This window comes from Enterobacter cloacae complex sp. 402C9 (genome assembly GCF_050030745.1).
GTDB classification, from domain to species: Bacteria; Pseudomonadota; Gammaproteobacteria; order Enterobacterales; family Enterobacteriaceae; genus Enterobacter; species Enterobacter intestinihominis.
In genome coordinates, this window is sequence record NZ_JBLGUW010000001.1 from 2464006 (window position 1) to 2480851 (window position 16846).

Sequence of the window (16846 nt, forward strand, 5' to 3'; positions counted from 1 at the left end):
GCATTTTTTTGCCATAAAAAAGCCCGATGCACGTGCACCGGGCTAATCCAGAAGTTCGGTGAAAATTGCCTCAATGTTCTGAACAATATTCACGTGAATTATGGATGAAAAAATCTTAAAGGCATATAACGCCATGGAGAATACCTGCTTTACCACTTAATTAATAATTTTTATTTTGTATCGATTATAACGATTAATTCACGGCATCAATTGTTATTTCAAACGCATCATTTGCTTTAGATTTTACTCAACCCGTAACAATTATATTTTATTCATCAGCCCTCTGTGTGATTTAGCATGGGACAGCTTTCCAGCCCGGAAAGTTCACTAAGCAATAAAAAAATAACTGCAAAGGAATAATCAAAATGCAAAGAAAAGTACTGGCACTGATGATCCCCGCTTTGTTAATGGCTGGAGCCGCTCACGCAGCTGAAATTTATAATAAAGACGGCAATAAACTGGATCTGTATGGCAAAGTAGATGGTCTGCATTATTTCTCTGACGATGCGTCAAAAGATGGCGACCAAACCTATATGCGTCTGGGTTTCAAAGGTGAAACCCAAATCAACGACATGATGACCGGTTACGCGCAGTGGGAATACAACATTCAGGCAAACAACACCGAAGGCTCTGACAATCAGTCCTGGACGCGTCTGGCCTTCGCGGGTGTGAAGGTGGGCGACTACGGATCCTTCGATTACGGCCGTAACTATGGCGTCCTGTACGACGTAGAAGGCTGGACCGATATGCTGCCAGAATTTGGTGGCGACTCTTATACTTATGCCGATAACTTTATGACCGGTCGTGCAAACGGCGTGGCGACCTACCGTAACACCGACTTCTTTGGTCTGGTGCAGGGTCTGAACTTCGCGGTGCAGTATCAGGGTAATAATGAAGGTAATAACTGCGATGAGAATTTCTGCTCTACCAATGAAGGGACCAACAACGGTCGTGATACACGTCATGAAAATGGTGACGGTTACGGTATCTCCGCAACCTATGATTTCGGCATGGGCTTCAGCGCAGGCGCGGCATATGCTTCATCTGACCGTACTAACGATCAGGTAAATTACACTACTGCGGGAGGTGATACTGCGGATGCATGGACCGCAGGCCTCAAATACGATGCCAACAACATTTACCTGGCTGCAATGTATTCCGAAACCCGTAATATGACGCCGTACGGCGACAATGCAGATGCGGTTGCAAATAAAACCCAGAACTTTGAAGTGACCGCACAATATCAGTTTGACTTCGGCCTGCGTCCGGCTGTTTCCTATTTACAGTCCAAAGGTAAAGATCTGGGCAATGGTCAGGACGATAAAGACCTGGTGAAATACGCTGACGTCGGTGCTACCTACTATTTCAACAAAAACATGTCCACCTATGTTGATTATAAAATCAACCTGCTGGATGAAGATGATTCATTCTACAAAAACAATGGCATCGGTACGGATGACATCGTAGCGTTAGGTCTGGTTTACCAGTTCTAATCCCGTTAGCCCGCAGCGATCTGCGGGCTAATTTTATCTCTGTTTCGCCTGTTCTTTGCGAAAAGAGAGATAGCCAATTACCCCGCTGTCGCCATCCATAGGGTGATTTATCCCATCCATTACCGCCACTTCCGGGAAGTCGAATGGCGTAACATTTTCCAGACAGGCGACATTCACACCATATTCATTGGGATTGGAACGTCGTTGATGGAACGTGTAAATACCGCAAACCGAGCAGAAGAAATGGCGCGCCGTGCCGGTGTTGAAACGGTACTCTGTGAGCGTGTCCGCGCCCTGCGTCACCTTAATACCCGTCAACGGCGCGGAAACCACTACTGCCCCGCGCATCCTGCAAAACGAGCAGCTACATCGCCGTGCGGTATTCAGGCCGTCCGTCAGCTCAACAGTAAATTTCACCGCCCCACAATGACACTGTGCATGACGAATTTCAGCCATCGCTTATACCCCTTTTCTCACTAACTCAGCCGCTTTTAAAAAGACCTCATCTTCGACACCATCCCCCTTCTGCCTGCCGAGCCTCACCAGCTCATCGACAATACTTTCACGGTTGATGATCTTCTGCGCTGAAACCAGCCCGATAACGGCGGCACCAATCGCCAGCCCAACTAATCCTGTCTGTTCGTCTTTATTTTTCATAGAAGCGCTCCCTTGTCCCCCTCAAAAGCGTAGCAGGAGAACTGTAAAACGTGCTGGAACGCGGGGATGAGATCGGTGCTTTATCTCACCTTCTCGTCCGGCAAAACAGGGGGTTCTGAGCGGGTATCGGAATATCGTGAATAGCGTTGCGCATAGCGAGGCCGTAATGGGTTTTAAAACCGCCTTCGTAAAGGCGGCTGGTCATTACTCTGGATCTTTATCGCCTGATTCAGGCGCTGAGCCAGGATCATCTTTCGGTTTTCTTCCATCCTTTTCCGGGTTATCCGGGCTGGGATTATAATCAGGATGGTCACCATTAACGGGACGGTCAGACATTTTCACCTCCGTTTTTACTGCGTAAGCTGTAAGTGTAGACAACCCGTTAGTCTTAACCAAACTTCTTTGAGGGGCTCATTTGTAAATCGTGCTGGCATTCGGCGCTGCAATCCGTACCATACACGACACACTTTCGCATGCTGGTTTTTACCGGTAGCCGCAAACCCGTCTTTTATCGCTAACCAGATGGGGCACGTAAATGCGCAGATGGTGTATGAAATCTATGCTACATGGATAGAAGAGATGAACACGAAGCTGACGCTTTGAAATCGTTTTCTCACCCTGTGCCCCATTTGAGATCTGAGTAACGAATAGATGCAACAAAATCAAGAGATTAACAAGAAAGAACAGTACAACCTGAATAAACTGCAAAAGCGACTGCGCCGTAACGTGGGCGAAGCCATTGCAGACTTCAACATGATTGAAGAAGGCGATCGCATCATGGTCTGCCTGTCGGGCGGTAAAGACAGCTACACCATGCTGGAGATCCTGCGCAATCTACAGCAAAGCGCACCGGTGAACTTTTCCCTGGTCGCGGTTAACCTCGATCAGAAACAGCCAGGATTCCCGGAGCATATCCTGCCGGAGTACCTTGAGAACCTGGGCGTTGAGTACAAAATCGTAGAAGAGAATACCTACGGCATTGTTAAAGAGAAGATCCCGGAGGGCAAAACGACCTGCTCGCTTTGCTCACGTTTGCGTCGCGGCATTCTGTACCGCACCGCAACCGAACTGGGCGCCACTAAGATTGCGCTTGGTCATCACCGGGACGACATTCTTCAAACACTGTTTCTGAATATGTTTTACGGCGGCAAAATGAAGGGAATGCCACCGAAGCTGATGAGTGACGACGGCAAACACATCGTGATCCGCCCACTCGCCTACTGTCGCGAGAAAGACATTGAGCGTTTCTCTCAGGCCAAAGCCTTCCCTATCATTCCGTGCAATCTGTGCGGTTCACAGCCGAACCTGCAACGTCAGGTCATTGGCGACATGCTGCGTGACTGGGATAAACGCTATCCGGGTCGCATTGAAACCATGTTCAGCGCCATGCAGAACGTGGTGCCTTCGCACCTCGCCGATGTTGAACTGTTCGATTTCAAAGGGATTAACCACGGTTCAGAGGTGGTGAACGGCGGGGATCTGGCGTTTGACCGCGAAGAGATCCCGATGCAGCCTGCTGGCTGGCAGCCAGAGGAAGAGGATGCGCAATTCGATGAACTGCGCCTGAACGTGGTGGAAGTGAAATAACCTGACTGCGTCTCAGACAGTGCTTCTGAGACGCTTTTTTCCCTTACTTCAGCAGCCGAACGCGGCAGGTTTTCCCTTTAATCTTCCCGCCCTGCAACTGTTTCCAGGCTTTATGCGCAACCGACTGGCGAACCGCTACATAGACATGTGCAGGATGGACCGTGATCTTGCCAATATCTGCCCCGTCGAGACCGATATCCCCTGTTAACGCCCCCAGAACGTCACCGGGTCGCATTTTGGCTTTTTTTCCGCCGTCGATGCACAGGGTGGCCATTTCCGCCGCCAGCGGAGCGATGCAGATATTACCGGGGGCATTCACCCAGTTGAGTTTCAGTTGCAGCATTTCCGCAAGAATATTAGCGCGCTGCGCCTCTTCAGGCGCGCAGAAGCTGATCGCGAGACCGCTGTTACCCGCACGCGCGGTACGCCCGATGCGGTGGACATGCACTTCCGGATCCCATGCCAGTTCGAAATTCACCACCAGTTCAAGCGATTTAATATCCAGGCCACGAGCCGCCACATCCGTTGCAACCAGCACGCGAGCGCTGCCGTTAGCGAAACGCACCAGCGTCTGATCGCGATCGCGCTGCTCCAGATCGCCATGCAGCGATAATGCGCTCTGTCCGGCATCATTCAGGGCATCGCACACCGCCTGACAATCTTTTTTGGTATTACAGAACACCACGCAGGACGCTGGCTGGTGTTGGCTAAGCAATTTTTGCAGCAGTGGAATTTTGCCCTGCTGCGACGTCTCGAAGAACTGCTGCTCAATCGCTGGCAATGCATCGACAGTATCGATTTCAATGGTCAGCGGGTTCTTCTGCACGCGCCCGCTGATCGCCGCAATCGCCTCTGGCCAGGTGGCAGAAAAAAGCAGCGTCTGACGCGTGGCTGGCGCAAAGCGGATCACTTCGTCAATCGCATCGCTGAAGCCCATATCCAGCATGCGGTCAGCTTCATCCATCACCAGCGTTTGCAGTGCATCGAGTGAAACGGTGCCTTTTTGCAGGTGATCAAGCAGACGGCCCGGCGTTGCCACAATGATATGCGGCGCGTGTTGAAGGGAATCGCGCTGCGCACCGAACGGTTGTCCGCCGCAGAGCGTTAAAATTTTAGTGTTAGGCAAAAAACGCGCCAGACGACGCAGCTCACCCGCGACCTGGTCGGCCAGCTCGCGCGTCGGGCAGAGTATCAGGGACTGGGTCTGAAACAGGGTTGCATCAATATGCTGCAACAGGCCGAGTCCAAATGCAGCCGTTTTTCCACTACCGGTTTTCGCCTGCACGCGCACGTCCCGGCCTTCAAGGATAGCTGGCAGCGCGGCGGCCTGGACAGGGGTCATAGTGAGGTAACCCAACTCATTCAGGTTAGTCAGTTGGGCTTCAGGCAGAACGTTGAGCGTGGAAAAAGCGGTCACAATATACTCTCATGGTAATGATTGCAGTCAGATGGCGCGTATCCTCGCAGATCTCCGCTAGCGATGCGACAATTTAATCGGTTCTTCGTCCGGTGGCGGATCCGGCATCGGCTGCGGACGCGGGATGGGATCGGGAATTGGGGTCGGATCGGTGGGCACCGGATCGGACTGCCATGTGTTCAGGCGTTGCAGGGCAAGTAGCATACTCATCTTTTCCTCCAGATTTGGGTGCTTACCCCTAAAGGGTAGACGCAGATAAAAAGGAGGCAAAAAAAAGCCGACTATGAAGTCGGCGTCGTACGAATCAATTGTGCTATGCAGTAATTCAAAAAAAGGAAGTAAGACAATATGGAGCGCAACGCCCATCGCTTGACGTTGCATTCACCTGCGGGAGTAATATTGCACCTAACATGGTGTAAGTTTATTGACTTCGCTCAATTAAAATGTCGTTTTGAAGCAGTCGCAGCATTAGAAAATGCGTAAATTTACAGCCATTTACTACGATGCAACCACCATGCAACACCCCCAATCAAAACCACTAACATGACGCAAAACGTGGTGAAGCCATAGTGATATTCACCGCCGGGGATCCCCCCAAGATTGACGCCAAACAACCCGGTTAAGAACGTACTTGGCAAAAAAACCATCGCCATCAGCGACATGGTATAGGTTCTCCTGGCTAATGACTCCTGCATTACCTGTGCTATCTCATCCGCCATGACCGCCGTTCTGGCGATACACGAATCAATTTCGTCCAGACCACGTCCCAGCCGGTCAGCAATATCCTGCATTCTGCGACGCTGATCGTCATTCATCCAGATCATGCGTTCGCTGGCCAGTCTCGCATAGACGTCGCGCTGCGGGGTCATATAGCGGCGCATAACAATAAGCTGTTTTCGCAACAACGCCAGAAAACCACGTGGGGGAATTTGCTGATCGAGCAGGTTGTCTTCCAGATCGATGATTTTATCGTGGAGTTCTTCAATAAACTCGCTGGCATGATCGGTCAGCGCATCACATACATCCACCAGCCAGCTTCCGCAATTCGTAGGCCCCGTGCCCTCTTTCAGATCGTTAATGACGTCATCCAGCGCCAGCACTTTTCGCTGACGGGTGGAAACAATCAATCGTTCATTCATGTAGACACGCATTGCCACCAGCTGATCCGGACGCTCATCCGTACTGCCGTTTATGCAACGCAGTGTTATTAACGTCCCCTCACCCATCCGGCTGACGCGAGGTCTGAGACTTTCTCCCGCCAGCGCATCCCGAACGTTGTTGGGCAATAGCGGCGTGGACGCGAGCCACTCGGCGCTGTCCGGGTGCGTGTAGTTGAGGTGCAGCCAGCATGGGTGTTCGTTGTCGATGTGATCCTGATCTTCAAGCGGCCTTGCGCCCCCGCGCCCATCAAGTACCCATGCAAAAACCGCGTCAGGTACGTTAACTTCAGACCCTTTAATGCTCTCCACAGCGCCTCCACCGATTTATCTCTTTCGGTGTCAGTCTAGCTTTCGTCGAGGGTTAAGCAATAATTATGTGAGGCATCATCCTGAATATGCTCAGGAATTCACCACCCATTCGCGGCGTATTAACGCATTATCAGCCTGGTACTCGTTCTTCAGACGGAAATTACGTGTTCGTGTCTGAAGTTCAATCACCTGATTGCGCAACACATCTGACGAACCGTTCAGTTCTTCAACCATCGACACATTGCTCTGTGTTACGCGTTCCAGCTCTGACAATGCCAGCGTGATTTGTGAAATCCCTTTTTCTTGTTCCGATGTTGAGGCGGAAATTTCATCCATCAATCGGCTCACGTTGCCCGAGCCGGTAACGATGTCGTGCATGTTTTTTTCAGCTTCAGAGACTACGTTAACGCCCTGCGTCACGTTATGGCTGGTGACTTCAATCAATGACTTAATATTTTTTGCCGCTTCGGCGCTACGATGCGCCAGGCTTCTGACCTCACCGGCGACTACTGAAAATCCTTTACCATGGTCGCCCGCTCTTGCCGCTTCAACGGCAGCATTAAGCGCCAGTATATTGGTTTGGAAAGCGATACCGTCAATCAGCGAGATAATCTCTGTCATTTGCTGGGCGCAGTCGGTAATTGATTGCATATTGTTCGCGACCTGCCCCATTAACTCTCCGCCTTTACGCGCCTGCAACGTCGCGATATTCGCCTGTTCGCTGGCTAAACGGGTATTGTCGGCATTATTTTTTGTACTTGCAGCCATCTCTTCCATGCTGGCTGCCGTTTGCACCAGCGAAGCTGACTGCTGTTCTGTTTTAACGGAAAGCTGCGCGCTGCGTGAAGAAAGCTGATCTGTCCCCCTTCGGCCACAGCCTGTCATCATCACCAAACCCCAGTGCGGTGAAATACCCGTCCATCAGCCTTCTGTCTACGTCACCTGGCATGCGCAGCCACAGACGCGCCGTATTCATGGTAAAAGCTTCATGCATAGCGCAGGCCAGCGGTGCGTCAGCATTGAAATAGAACGGGATCTGGCTGAGATCGACACGGCTCCAGTCAGCAAGATGGCTACAACTGAAGCGCAGGCTGATGACAGAGCGCCCGTCAGGATCAGTCGACAGGCGGGCATGCTCCAACGCCAGTGGCTGAAGGGTTATCTCTTTAGTTGTGGTGTAGCGACAACGCGTGCCTTTTTCACCGATCGGCCGCGAATTGACCTCGAAACCTCTGGCAATACGCATCGGTTCTTTCATCTCACGCCAGACATGAGTGAACTCCACCACCGACATCGAGGGAATGGTGCGCAGGTAATGCGGCCACAGCAGACTGACCAGCCCTTCGGTCAGTTCAGGCAGGTCGTCGTCAAGCTTCTCGCGAAGACGCCCCATGAGGAAGCGGAACCATATACCAACCTCGCCCAGCAGGCGGGTGATGAAGTGCAGGTCGTCCTCAGCGTACTGCATCACCTGTTCACGACGCGGGTACTCTTTTGACAGTGAGAACAGAAAATCCTGACCGCGCATGCCGTGACGTTCGCGCAGGATTTTTTTCCACGATTTGCGGAACCGACATGTCCTGGTAAATCGCGTTCTGGTGCGAGCGGTCGAGCAGCGCCAGACGCGGCTCAAGCGTCAGGGCGTAGCGGGTTTCATCTTTTGACGTGCTGAGGCGTTCAAAACCGGTCACCACGCCCTGAATCACCCGTACCGGCTGCTGTATTTTGATACCGTAACCCTGGTCTACCGGGGCCTGAAGCGTCAGGGAAGCCGCTTTCATCAGCATCATCTCTTTGCTGATGGCATGATCCGCGCTGGTGAATTCAGTACGGTAGCTGAACGGCGTGCTCAGGGCTTCATTGCCCTCAAAAGCCAGCACGTCGAGCGCGGAGTCACAGCCTTTCACCACGAGCAGGTTATGGTTATGGTTGAATAACAACGTAGCAGGGTTTGTAGTCATTAGAATCCCTTCAAATGATCAAATTAAACGAATGTAATTTACTGTTAATTACGACACAGATTAACAATAAACAATTTAATAGAGACTGAATTTATACTATTAATGATTTAATGAGCACAGTACTTTACTGTAGACATCTTCCACAGTGGAGTAAATATCATTACTTTTATATAATATCCAAAAATATTTCTTACGCCATGATATTTTCGTTTTTCCCAACATCAGAGAATGGTACATTTACTCAAGCGAAGCTATTCTTATTAAAATTAATACACCCCATCTCAAATAGAATGAACACTTTTCTTCGGAGAACTTTAATCAATAAAAAAACATTTTTGACTTCGGTAAAGGATATGTTTCTGCATTTATACAAGACCATCTCCGTCCAAGAAGTCCCATATCTAAAATACTTCCTTTATAAGTTATCTGGTTTATTAATAGCATCGCGCAGAGCCTGCTCTCTTAACTGCACCCGCTGTTTAAATGCGGGTGGATAGAAAGGTTTCTTTCAATTTTAAAATCATCAATAAAAATAATATCGTGAAGTTGATTGTTGAATGACTCGGGAACGTCAATCACATAGCGCCCGATGCACTGCGGTTTGGTCTGCGCAAACAAAGTATTTATCACTGGACTGTCCTTCTGTACTGGCGTGGATGCCGCAGCCTGGGCAATAAAAAGCAAACCAGCAGCCAGTGATGATAAGGCCATATATTTACAGATGCATTGCATGGTGACAACTCCAACTCAGCATGGCAGGCAGGCTCCCCGGCAGAAACGAAAAACCATTCCAGGCACCCAGCTTTTTTCTTCATTTATAGCGCAGGGAATTCACCAACCGGTCCCAGATTTCTATCATCTGTGCTTCGCTGTAGCGCGTTTTTTTGTACTCACTGCCGAACCCAATGTTAAGATTCGGCTTATCCGGTGTCGCATTACGCTCATTAGCATAAAGCATAAAATTATAGAATGTGTTCTTTTCATCCTTTCCCGTTGCCGTATTTCTGATGACCTGTGTACCACCAAACAACCATGACTCAGCCGGAATACCGTTCGGTGAGAGTACTACTTTCTTAATAGTGTACTGGTTTGATGTTTTAAGCGCCTCATTAATTTGCACACTACGGTTAAACAGCGTGTCTTCTGAACCCTTAATTGTGTTATCCATATCGACACCAAAAACAAAATCATCATTTTCATACCGGAATGTGAGGCTTTCCTTATGGTTTTCGCCATCATCCCGGATAAACCCATTTGGAATACACACACCTTTAACCGTCGGAACATCCTCATCTTTTCTGCCGCTAAGCCGTGATATCAGAGACTGCAGGGCAGCCAGCTTAACTGGCTTGGTATTTGCATCGGCCTCAGTAAAACCTCTTGCTAAATATTTTGATTTTTTTTCACTGTGCTTTTTATCTGAAAAGTCACGAATATCCGTAGTAATTACAAAGGCTGTCATGCCTGAATAAACATGGGCTTCCAGCTTTCTGTATATATCCGGAGTGCCCGATTCATTGCGATCGAAAATAGTGCCTTTGCCATCAGGAAGTTGAATAACCTCTTTTAAAAACGGGGCATTTTCAGGTTTGTTACCTGGTTTATTAATAGCATCGCGCAGAGCCTGCTCTCTTAACTGCACCCGCTGTTTAAATGCGGGTGGATAGAGAGGTTTGCTTTCAATTTTAAAATCATCAATAAAAATCATATCGTGAAGTTGATTGTTGAATGACTCGGGAACGTCAATCACATAGCGCCCGATGCACTGCGGTTTGGTCTGCGCAAACAAACTATTTATCACTGGACTGTCCTTCTGCACTGGCGTGGATGCCGTAGTCTGGGCAATAAAAAGCATGCTGCCCGCCATAAGGGATAATGCTGTGAGCTGTCTAATGGTTTTCATGGTTTCGGGATCTCCTGGACCATTTTCACAATGGCTCTGAGAGTAAACTGCAGGGCTGGCCTGGCCTGTATATCCTTCATGCTACTGACGTCATAGGCTCCCTGGTGGTCCACGCCGATAGCCAGAACGCTTTTGATTTCGCTGTTACGGCAAATCGCGTTCAGCGATTCCACCGGCACCGTGCCATCGCCTGCCGTATTTGATGAGGTGATCACATACATCTGAGAACGATTAAAAGGCAGGGGGATCTCCCGGTAGTTGTTGGGCAGCTTTCTGTCACTTTCATGCCTTTTTTTCGGGTAGGTAATGGAGGTTTTCCTCCACATAAGAGTACCGTCTGAATCGATTTTATTACCATAAAAGGCATAAGTATTCGGATGATAAAGATTATCCAAACTTTCAATATATGGTTGGACATTTTTATCAATGAGATCGTTGTACTCAATCCAGTTACTCTGACTCACCGCCTCGTCCTTATCGATAATGTCGGACTCATACAGGCGATACCACAGCGTCTTGTTAAGGTAAATCTCCCCGAAAGGATCCCCGGCTTGCGGTAGTTTTACATCGCTGCCGTCTTCGCCAGCGCCTTCCACGCTCAGCCAGGGCGCTCCGGAAAGGTATTTCGCCGAAGGTAAGAGCTGAAGCGGCGCGGGAGCCCTGGCCAGGACCGGCATCAGCTCTTCTGCGGTATTACCCAGCACGGCTCCGGCCATGCCTTCCTGTCTTGCGCCAACCTTCATGCGGCGGTACGCTGCCGGTGAGCCAAGATCGGGGATCACCCCATGCACTATCCCCAGAATCTTATCTTTTGCGCCCAACACCTGGGACGCGTAACGCGCTACCAGCCCGCCCATGGAATGGGTAACGATAATGACTTTTTCCTGCCCGGCGGGAAAGGGCATGCCGTGGCCGCGCTCATTTTTGTAGAGGCTGATAGTCCTGTCGATAAAGGCAACCAGTCCTTGCGCCGAGGTTTTATTATCCTCAAGCCAGTTATAGCCATAGACGTGAACCGGGAATAAAAAGTTCTTGAAATGGTTCAGTTCCTGCTGAGTCAGGATGGATTCGCCGGTAATTTCAGTATCTTTCTCTTCAGACAGCGATTTGCCGACCAGCTGACTTAATACCCCGTTTTTCTCCGACGTTGATTTACCATAGTGAACAAGATCCTGCTGCCAGTCATCCAACAGCGCTCCCTGGAAAACGCTTATAAATTTACCGTAGCTGAAGGATAAAACCTCTCCCCAGCCCCGCTCCCGGCGGGTTGTAAATAATTTTCCGTCATCGGAAAGCGGAGAATAGAGGGTCTGGTTAATATCCCCACGATTGTCCACCTTTGTGGTGTCGGGATTAAGTAATTTTCTTCTGCGCTTTCCGTCAACTCCCGCCCATTTAAGAAATACGCCTCCCAAACTATCGCCACGCCAAATATCTTCGGTTTGTGAAGCTTTGTTTGCCATCAAATTGGTCCCCATCACTCCAGGAAGGAAGATAACGGGGATCGCTTTGACAGGCGGCTGCAGCAAAACAGCTTTAGCATTCTCTGATTTTTTCTGATTCTGTATGCCAGGCCAGTAGACCTTTCCATTGTCATCCCATTCTGGTTTTATGTAGATCGTCGAGGGACTGCTCTCATTACCTGTCGTATTTTCTTCCGTCATGAATTCCGTCCTTTTTCCGTTCAGGAAAATAATCTACAGAAAGACCTTCTTGACAATCAATACGGTGCTTTCTCCGAAGATGTACTTCGAAATAACGCAACGCCTTATGTTTTATCCAGCAAAGAGGCATTGAGAGAATCGATATTAATATTATTCTGCACCGCAGTGGCCCCTGAAGCGGAGGTTGCTAAACTTTGCTGCGTGCCATCCCCGCCTGTTAAACCCAGAGTCAGGCCAGCCACCGGCGAGTCATCCGATAACCGCCTGACTTCAGGCGTTATGGCAAATTCGGCGTTTTCCCAGCTCTGCATTGCCTGGCTTATACTCTGTCCACCAAACTTCTGCCACACCGCCCCGCGCTCGATGATTTTGTCCGGCGCCGCACACTCCACCGTTCCGTCCGCTATCCGGATATATCCCCCGCCGCTCGTCAGAATGATTTCCTGCTTCGCGCTGATGATGAGTTTTCCCTCACTGCTGCTGATGCGGATATCCTTCAGCGCATCCAGCGTCATCTCATCTCCCTGCGCCTGGATCTCCACCTTTCCTTTGCCGGCAAACATTTTGATGCCCAGCTTTTGCGCATACAGACTTACCCGCTCCCCTGCCGCCACGGTGAATCTTTTCAGTGCGCTGAAATCTGTGTGCCCGCCGCTGGTGCTGATGATGTTGTCTCCCGCCGACTGCTGCAGGCTTTTCCCTGTCACCTGCGCTATCCCTTCCGGGGCTGAGACCAGCAACGCCGCTTTCTTTAAATCCCTCAGCGCCTCTGACAGCAGCACCTTCTGCGTCTGCACATCTGCCAGCTCAGCCCTCGCCGCCTCTGCCGCGCTGCGTAACGCTTCAGCCAGTGACCGCGCCTGCTCCAGCTGGCTCATCGCCGCCTGCATTTCCAGCACCTGCCCCTGCGCCCTGGCCTGGCCGTCGGCACTGATAAATATCCCTTTCTGCGCCCGTATCACACCCCAGCTGTCCGTCCTGAGCTCAAATCCCTCACCGCGCTGCTGTTTCTCGCTGTCGACCAGGTGGCCGAGGTTCAGCTGGCTCTTGCCGCCGTACTCCGTGCTGACCTTGATGTGCTCTTTTCCGCGCTCGTCGTCGAGGCGGATTTTGTTGTTCGCCGGGGTCCGCAGGACGTTGCGTTTGTAGTTCCGGATGGTAACGTGGTCGCCGTGCGCCGAGTCGTGCAGCACACCGGCAATGTACGGCCGGTCCGGGTTGCCGTCCTCAAAACCAATCGCCACCTCGGTGCCTGCCAGCAGCGGCAGGTGCAGGCCGTAGGTGTCCCCCGCATACGGGCGGGACTGACGGACCCACAGGCTCTCGAACCCCGTCTCCCAGTTCTCACGGTCAAACAGCATATTGACGCGGTAGCGACCGTCCTTGTCGATATGCCCGTAGGTGTCATTTTCGGTGGTGCTGGTGACGCGGGCCGGTAAGGTGCCGGCCATCACCGGGCGGCGGCCTGGCGCCGGGCGGAAGCAAAAATCCGCGCTGTCCGGGATGCCGTCAAACCTGACGCAAAAGTCTGCATCACGCCGGGCATGGCTGTGCATCGCCGTGACCACCACGCCCTGGGTAAACACCTCCGCCACTTCGTACCCGCCGGTGACTTTCAGCCGCATACCCGGTGAAAGGGCCGGGCAGCTGGTGAAGGCAACGGTCTGCGTCTGGCCATTCAGGTAGCGTTCGTGACGGATGCGGGCGTAAAACGCCCCGGACTCCGCTGCCGGGTTGCGGTCATACGCGCTGCCCGGCGTCAGGTAGTTATCCGCCCAGTGGTAGGCATCACCGTACGTGGTGGTATCCCCGCCGGTCGCGTCAACCCGGTTGTTCATGTCCTGCGTGGCCTGACGGTAGTTGTAATCCCGGGTGCTGACCTCCTTCTGGACCACCTTATGACGGCTCTCCATATCCCACACCGCGTCCACACCCTGCGAGTGCTGCCCTGACGGCGGTACCGACGGCAGCGTCAGGCCTTTCTCATACCCCTGCTGGCTGTCGTAAAACTCCACCACGTCAATGTTGAGGCGCGTGTCGGTGGTGAAGCGGAACCAGATACCGACCTCACCCAGCAGGCGGGTAATAAAGTGCAGGTCGTCCTCAGCGTACTGCATCACCTGCTCACGGCGTGGATACTCTTTACTCAGTGAGAACAGGAAGTCCTGGCCGCGCATGCCGTGACGTTCGCGCAGGATTTTTTCCACGATTTGCGGAACCGACATGTCCTGGTAAATCGCGTTCTGGTGCGAGCGGTCGAGCAGCGCCAGACGCGGCTCAAGCGTCAGGGCGTAGCGGGTTTCATCTTTTGACGTGCTGAGGCGTTCAAAACCGGTCACCACGCCCTGAATCACCCGTACCGGCTGCTGTATTTTGATACCGTAACCCTGGTCTACCGGGGCCTGAAGCGTCAGGGAAGCCGCTTTCATCAGCATCATCTCTTTGCTGATGGCATGGTCCGCGCTGGTGAATTCAGTACGGTAGCTGAACGGCGTGCTCAGGGCTTCATCGCCCTCAAATGCCAGCACATCAAGCCCTGCATCGCAGCCCTTCACCGAAAGCAGGTGATGGCTGTGGCTGAATCGTAAGGGAAGATTACTGCTCATGCATGCTCACCTTCTGTCCGGTCAAACTCGAGCACTATGCCCTCTTCCTCATCCCAGCCAAGCGTCAGGGTATGCGGCTTATGCCCCGCAGCCATCTGGCTCAGCAGCTGCTGGCTCAGGACCGGCAAAATCTGCTGGTTCAGCAGGCTGTCAACATTGCGAGCCCCGGTGGCCCTGGTGGACAAACCGAAACTGGTGCGCTGCGACGGCCTGTGGCCGCTGCTGACGCTGGCGCAGAGCCAGCTTGAGCGCCTGCGGGGGCTTCTGGATGCGCAGTCGGATGAACGCCCGGAGGTGCAGCAGGAAGCGGAGCTTACGCAGGGCGATGAGGTGGAGTTTGTCGGCCGTCCGGTGAATGCGGATATAAAAGGAGAGCTGAACCCGGCGTTACAGAATGCGCTGGACAGGTTCACCCTCGACGTCACCGCCCGCGCCCGTGAGGGCAGAATCGACCCGGTCTATGGCCGCGACAATGAAATCCGCCAGATGGTGGACATTCTTTCCCGGCGCCGCAAGAACAACCCGATTCTGGTGGGCGAACCGGGAGTCGGCAAGACCGCGCTCGTGGAAGGACTGGCGCTGCGCATCGCCGAAGGCAATGTGCCGGACGCGCTGAAGCCGGTCTCGGTACGCACCCTTGACCTCGGCCTGTTACAGGCGGGTGCAGGCGTGAAGGGTGAGTTTGAACAGCGCCTGAAAAACATCATCGACGCGGTGCAGCAGTCACCCCTGCCGGTTCTGCTCTTCATTGACGAGGCGCACACCATTATCGGTGCGGGCAACCAGGCGGGGGGCGCCGATGCGGCCAACCTGCTGAAACCGGCGCTCGCCCGCGGTGAGCTCAGAACCATCGCCGCCACCACCTGGAGCGAATACAAGCAGTACTTTGAGCGCGACGCCGCGCTGGAGCGTCGTTTCCAGATGGTGAAAGTTGACGAGCCGGACGACGACACCGCGTGCCTGATGCTGCGGGGAGCGGAATAAAGCCGAGGTTGGCAAACTCAAACTCGCGGGTCTCCGGGATCATCACCTCAGACGGGATTTTCACCTGGTTGCCGGTACCCAAATCGTACAGATGAATAGGCAGATCTTTCACCGCCCCGCCCGCCTGCGGGCCACGGATCTGCACGCACCAGCCGTTATTGATGAAGCTCTTCACCATGTTTGACGCGAAGGAGAACGACGCGCTGGTCCACAGGTATTTCTCATGATCCGGGCCTTTCACCTGCTCAACGTAGTTAAAGCTGCGCACCGGTACGGTGTCCGGGCCATACGGCAGACGCCCCAGCACGCGCGGCATCACGAGGCCGATGTAGCGGGCGTCGTCAGTATCGCGGAAGGATTTCCACTTGATGTATTCAGCGCGGTCGAAGTAGTTGCCGATATCCTTAATCGCAGCAACCTCTTCCATCGAGTCTTTCAGGAAGAATTTCGGGCCGACAGAGCCAATAAACGGCATGTGTGCGGCGGCAGACACTTTCGAGATGTTGCGCAGCAGCGCCACATCCTGGGGACTGGCGTCAAATTCATAGGATGAAATCACTGAGCCAATCGGCTCGCCGCCCGGGGTGTCGTATTCGGCGGTATAGGTGTGCCAGTAGAGGCCGCTCTGGATCAGTTCCGGTGCATCCTCAAAATCCTGGCGCAGGTCATCCTTGGAGACGTCCAGAATTTCGGTTTTCACATTCTGGCGGTAGTCGGTGTTGTCCACCAGCTGCTTCAGGCCGCGCCACAGGGACTCCACCTTCTGGAACGCCTGGTGATGCATTACGGCATCCAGCTGACGGCTGATCTGGAAATCCAGTTCGGCGATATGGTGGTCAATCAGCGTTTTGTCGAGCTTCTCCACGGGCTGACCGGATTTGCGGATGCAGTCCATAAACACCTGCATCGCCGCCGTCAGGCGTTCACCCGCCGGCGCGTCAGAAAGCGCGGCATCATCCAGAAACGCATTGATATCACCCAGGCTCGAGGCCGGAGTCAGGTTGATTTTTTCAAACAGGGAGGCGTAAACGCCCTCTTTTTCCAGTACGATGGTCTGCCCCTGCGCGGAGGCGGTTTCACTATTCACAGACATCAGCATATTCCC

At 52.4% G+C, this 16846-nt stretch carries 12 protein-coding genes and 6 pseudogenes; 4 read left to right on the forward strand and 14 right to left on the reverse strand.

Going from position 1 to position 16846, the window contains the following annotated elements:
- Nucleotides 1-365: 365 nt before the first annotated feature.
- Nucleotides 366-1493 carry a porin OmpC gene (ompC, locus tag ACQG1K_RS11755; protein ID WP_022648258.1) on the forward strand — a complete coding sequence of 376 codons (1128 nt, stop codon included), beginning with the start codon at nucleotides 366-368 and terminating at the stop codon, nucleotides 1491-1493.
- A 33-nt stretch (nucleotides 1494-1526) separates the two neighbouring features.
- On the opposite strand, the gene ACQG1K_RS11760 is transcribed toward ompC, so the two are convergent.
- The 3 genes from ACQG1K_RS11760 to ACQG1K_RS11770 all read right to left on the reverse strand — a co-directional run bounded on the left by ACQG1K_RS11760 (nucleotide 1527) and on the right by ACQG1K_RS11770 (nucleotide 2486).
- Nucleotides 1527-1949 (reverse strand): GFA family protein, encoded by a 423-nt coding sequence (locus tag ACQG1K_RS11760; protein ID WP_023300213.1) that lies wholly within the window; start codon nucleotides 1947-1949, stop codon nucleotides 1527-1529.
- A 3-nt stretch (nucleotides 1950-1952) separates the two neighbouring features.
- Nucleotides 1953-2150 carry a hypothetical protein gene (locus ACQG1K_RS11765; protein ID WP_022648260.1) on the reverse strand — a complete coding sequence of 66 codons (198 nt, stop codon included), beginning with the start codon at nucleotides 2148-2150 and terminating at the stop codon, nucleotides 1953-1955.
- A gap of 204 nt (nucleotides 2151-2354) precedes the next feature.
- A complete protein-coding gene (locus ACQG1K_RS11770) occupies nucleotides 2355-2486 on the reverse strand; it encodes a hypothetical protein (RefSeq protein WP_255248590.1) in 132 nt (43 codons plus the stop codon).
- Nucleotides 2487-2567: 81 nt separating this feature from the next.
- Here ACQG1K_RS11770 and ACQG1K_RS11775 point away from each other — a divergent pair.
- Nucleotides 2568-2753, forward strand: a pseudogene (locus ACQG1K_RS11775) (tyrosine-type recombinase/integrase); the annotation flags it as partial.
- A gap of 48 nt (nucleotides 2754-2801) precedes the next feature.
- Entirely contained in the window at nucleotides 2802-3737 is a 936-nt protein-coding gene (ttcA, locus tag ACQG1K_RS11780) for a tRNA 2-thiocytidine(32) synthetase TtcA (protein WP_001186974.1), read from the forward strand.
- 43 nt (nucleotides 3738-3780) lie between these two features.
- Here the strand turns inward: ttcA and dbpA are convergent, their stop codons facing one another.
- The 10 genes and pseudogenes from dbpA to ACQG1K_RS11830 all read right to left on the reverse strand — a co-directional run bounded on the left by dbpA (nucleotide 3781) and on the right by ACQG1K_RS11830 (nucleotide 14942).
- Nucleotides 3781-5154: an ATP-dependent RNA helicase DbpA gene (gene dbpA, locus ACQG1K_RS11785; RefSeq protein WP_426720851.1), complete on the reverse strand. Its 1374-nt coding sequence runs from the start codon at nucleotides 5152-5154 to the stop codon at nucleotides 3781-3783.
- 57 nt (nucleotides 5155-5211) lie between these two features.
- A complete protein-coding gene (locus tag ACQG1K_RS11790; protein WP_369702450.1) occupies nucleotides 5212-5358 on the reverse strand; it encodes a hypothetical protein in 147 nt (48 codons plus the stop codon).
- A 281-nt stretch (nucleotides 5359-5639) separates the two neighbouring features.
- Nucleotides 5640-6623 (reverse strand): zinc transporter ZntB, encoded by a 984-nt coding sequence (zntB, locus tag ACQG1K_RS11795; protein WP_280004571.1) that lies wholly within the window; start codon nucleotides 6621-6623, stop codon nucleotides 5640-5642.
- A 90-nt stretch (nucleotides 6624-6713) separates the two neighbouring features.
- Nucleotides 6714-7484: pseudogene (locus ACQG1K_RS11800) on the reverse strand (methyl-accepting chemotaxis protein); the annotation flags it as partial.
- Nucleotides 7477-8584, reverse strand: a pseudogene (gene vgrG / locus ACQG1K_RS11805) (type VI secretion system tip protein VgrG); the annotation flags it as partial. The pseudogenes vgrG and ACQG1K_RS11800, both read right to left, overlap by 8 nt.
- Before the next feature lie 421 nt (nucleotides 8585-9005).
- Nucleotides 9006-9295, reverse strand: a pseudogene (locus ACQG1K_RS11810) (T6SS immunity protein Tli4 family protein); the annotation flags it as partial.
- Nucleotides 9296-9395: 100 nt separating this feature from the next.
- Nucleotides 9396-10487, reverse strand: a complete 1092-nt coding sequence (locus ACQG1K_RS11815) for a T6SS immunity protein Tli4 family protein (RefSeq protein ID WP_367074430.1) — start codon at nucleotides 10485-10487, stop codon at nucleotides 9396-9398.
- Nucleotides 10484-12151 carry an acetyltransferase gene (locus tag ACQG1K_RS11820; protein ID WP_193131941.1) on the reverse strand — a complete coding sequence of 556 codons (1668 nt, stop codon included), beginning with the start codon at nucleotides 12149-12151 and terminating at the stop codon, nucleotides 10484-10486. The genes ACQG1K_RS11815 and ACQG1K_RS11820 overlap by 4 nt, the downstream gene beginning before the upstream one ends.
- A gap of 104 nt (nucleotides 12152-12255) precedes the next feature.
- Nucleotides 12256-14757 carry a type VI secretion system Vgr family protein gene (locus ACQG1K_RS11825; RefSeq protein WP_367074428.1) on the reverse strand — a complete coding sequence of 834 codons (2502 nt, stop codon included), beginning with the start codon at nucleotides 14755-14757 and terminating at the stop codon, nucleotides 12256-12258.
- A complete protein-coding gene (locus tag ACQG1K_RS11830; RefSeq protein ID WP_367074646.1) occupies nucleotides 14754-14942 on the reverse strand; it encodes a hypothetical protein in 189 nt (62 codons plus the stop codon). Before ACQG1K_RS11830 ends, ACQG1K_RS11825 begins: the two co-directional genes overlap by 4 nt.
- On the opposite strand from ACQG1K_RS11830, the pseudogene ACQG1K_RS11835 reads away from it, so the two are divergent.
- A pseudogene (locus ACQG1K_RS11835) lies at nucleotides 14926-15732 on the forward strand (AAA family ATPase); the annotation flags it as partial. The gene ACQG1K_RS11830 and the pseudogene ACQG1K_RS11835 overlap by 17 nt on opposite strands.
- Here the strand turns inward: ACQG1K_RS11835 and tssC are convergent.
- A pseudogene (gene tssC, locus ACQG1K_RS11840) lies at nucleotides 15731-16840 on the reverse strand (type VI secretion system contractile sheath large subunit); the annotation flags it as partial. The pseudogenes ACQG1K_RS11835 and tssC sit on opposite strands and share 2 nt — an antisense overlap.
- Between the last annotated feature and the right edge of the window lie 6 nt (nucleotides 16841-16846).

What these genes read in the sequence shown, in the direction of transcription:
- ACQG1K_RS11820 (WP_193131941.1), bottom strand. Translation starts at nt 12,151, where the DNA reads ATGACGGAAGAAAATACGACAGGTAATGAGAGCAGTCCCTCGACGATC.
- ACQG1K_RS11765 (WP_022648260.1), bottom strand. Translation starts at nt 2,150, where the DNA reads ATGAAAAATAAAGACGAACAGACAGGATTAGTTGGGCTGGCGATTGGT.
- ACQG1K_RS11825 (WP_367074428.1), bottom strand. Translation starts at nt 14,757, where the DNA reads ATGAGCAGTAATCTTCCCTTACGATTCAGCCACAGCCATCACCTGCTT.
- ACQG1K_RS11770 (WP_255248590.1), bottom strand. Translation starts at nt 2,486, where the DNA reads ATGTCTGACCGTCCCGTTAATGGTGACCATCCTGATTATAATCCCAGC.
- ACQG1K_RS11815 (WP_367074430.1), bottom strand. Translation starts at nt 10,487, where the DNA reads ATGAAAACCATTAGACAGCTCACAGCATTATCCCTTATGGCGGGCAGC.
- ACQG1K_RS11790 (WP_369702450.1), bottom strand. Translation starts at nt 5,358, where the DNA reads ATGCTACTTGCCCTGCAACGCCTGAACACATGGCAGTCCGATCCGGTG.
- ompC (WP_022648258.1), top strand. Translation starts at nt 366, where the DNA reads ATGCAAAGAAAAGTACTGGCACTGATGATCCCCGCTTTGTTAATGGCT.
- ACQG1K_RS11760 (WP_023300213.1), bottom strand. Translation starts at nt 1,949, where the DNA reads ATGGCTGAAATTCGTCATGCACAGTGTCATTGTGGGGCGGTGAAATTT.
- ttcA (WP_001186974.1), top strand. Translation starts at nt 2,802, where the DNA reads ATGCAACAAAATCAAGAGATTAACAAGAAAGAACAGTACAACCTGAAT.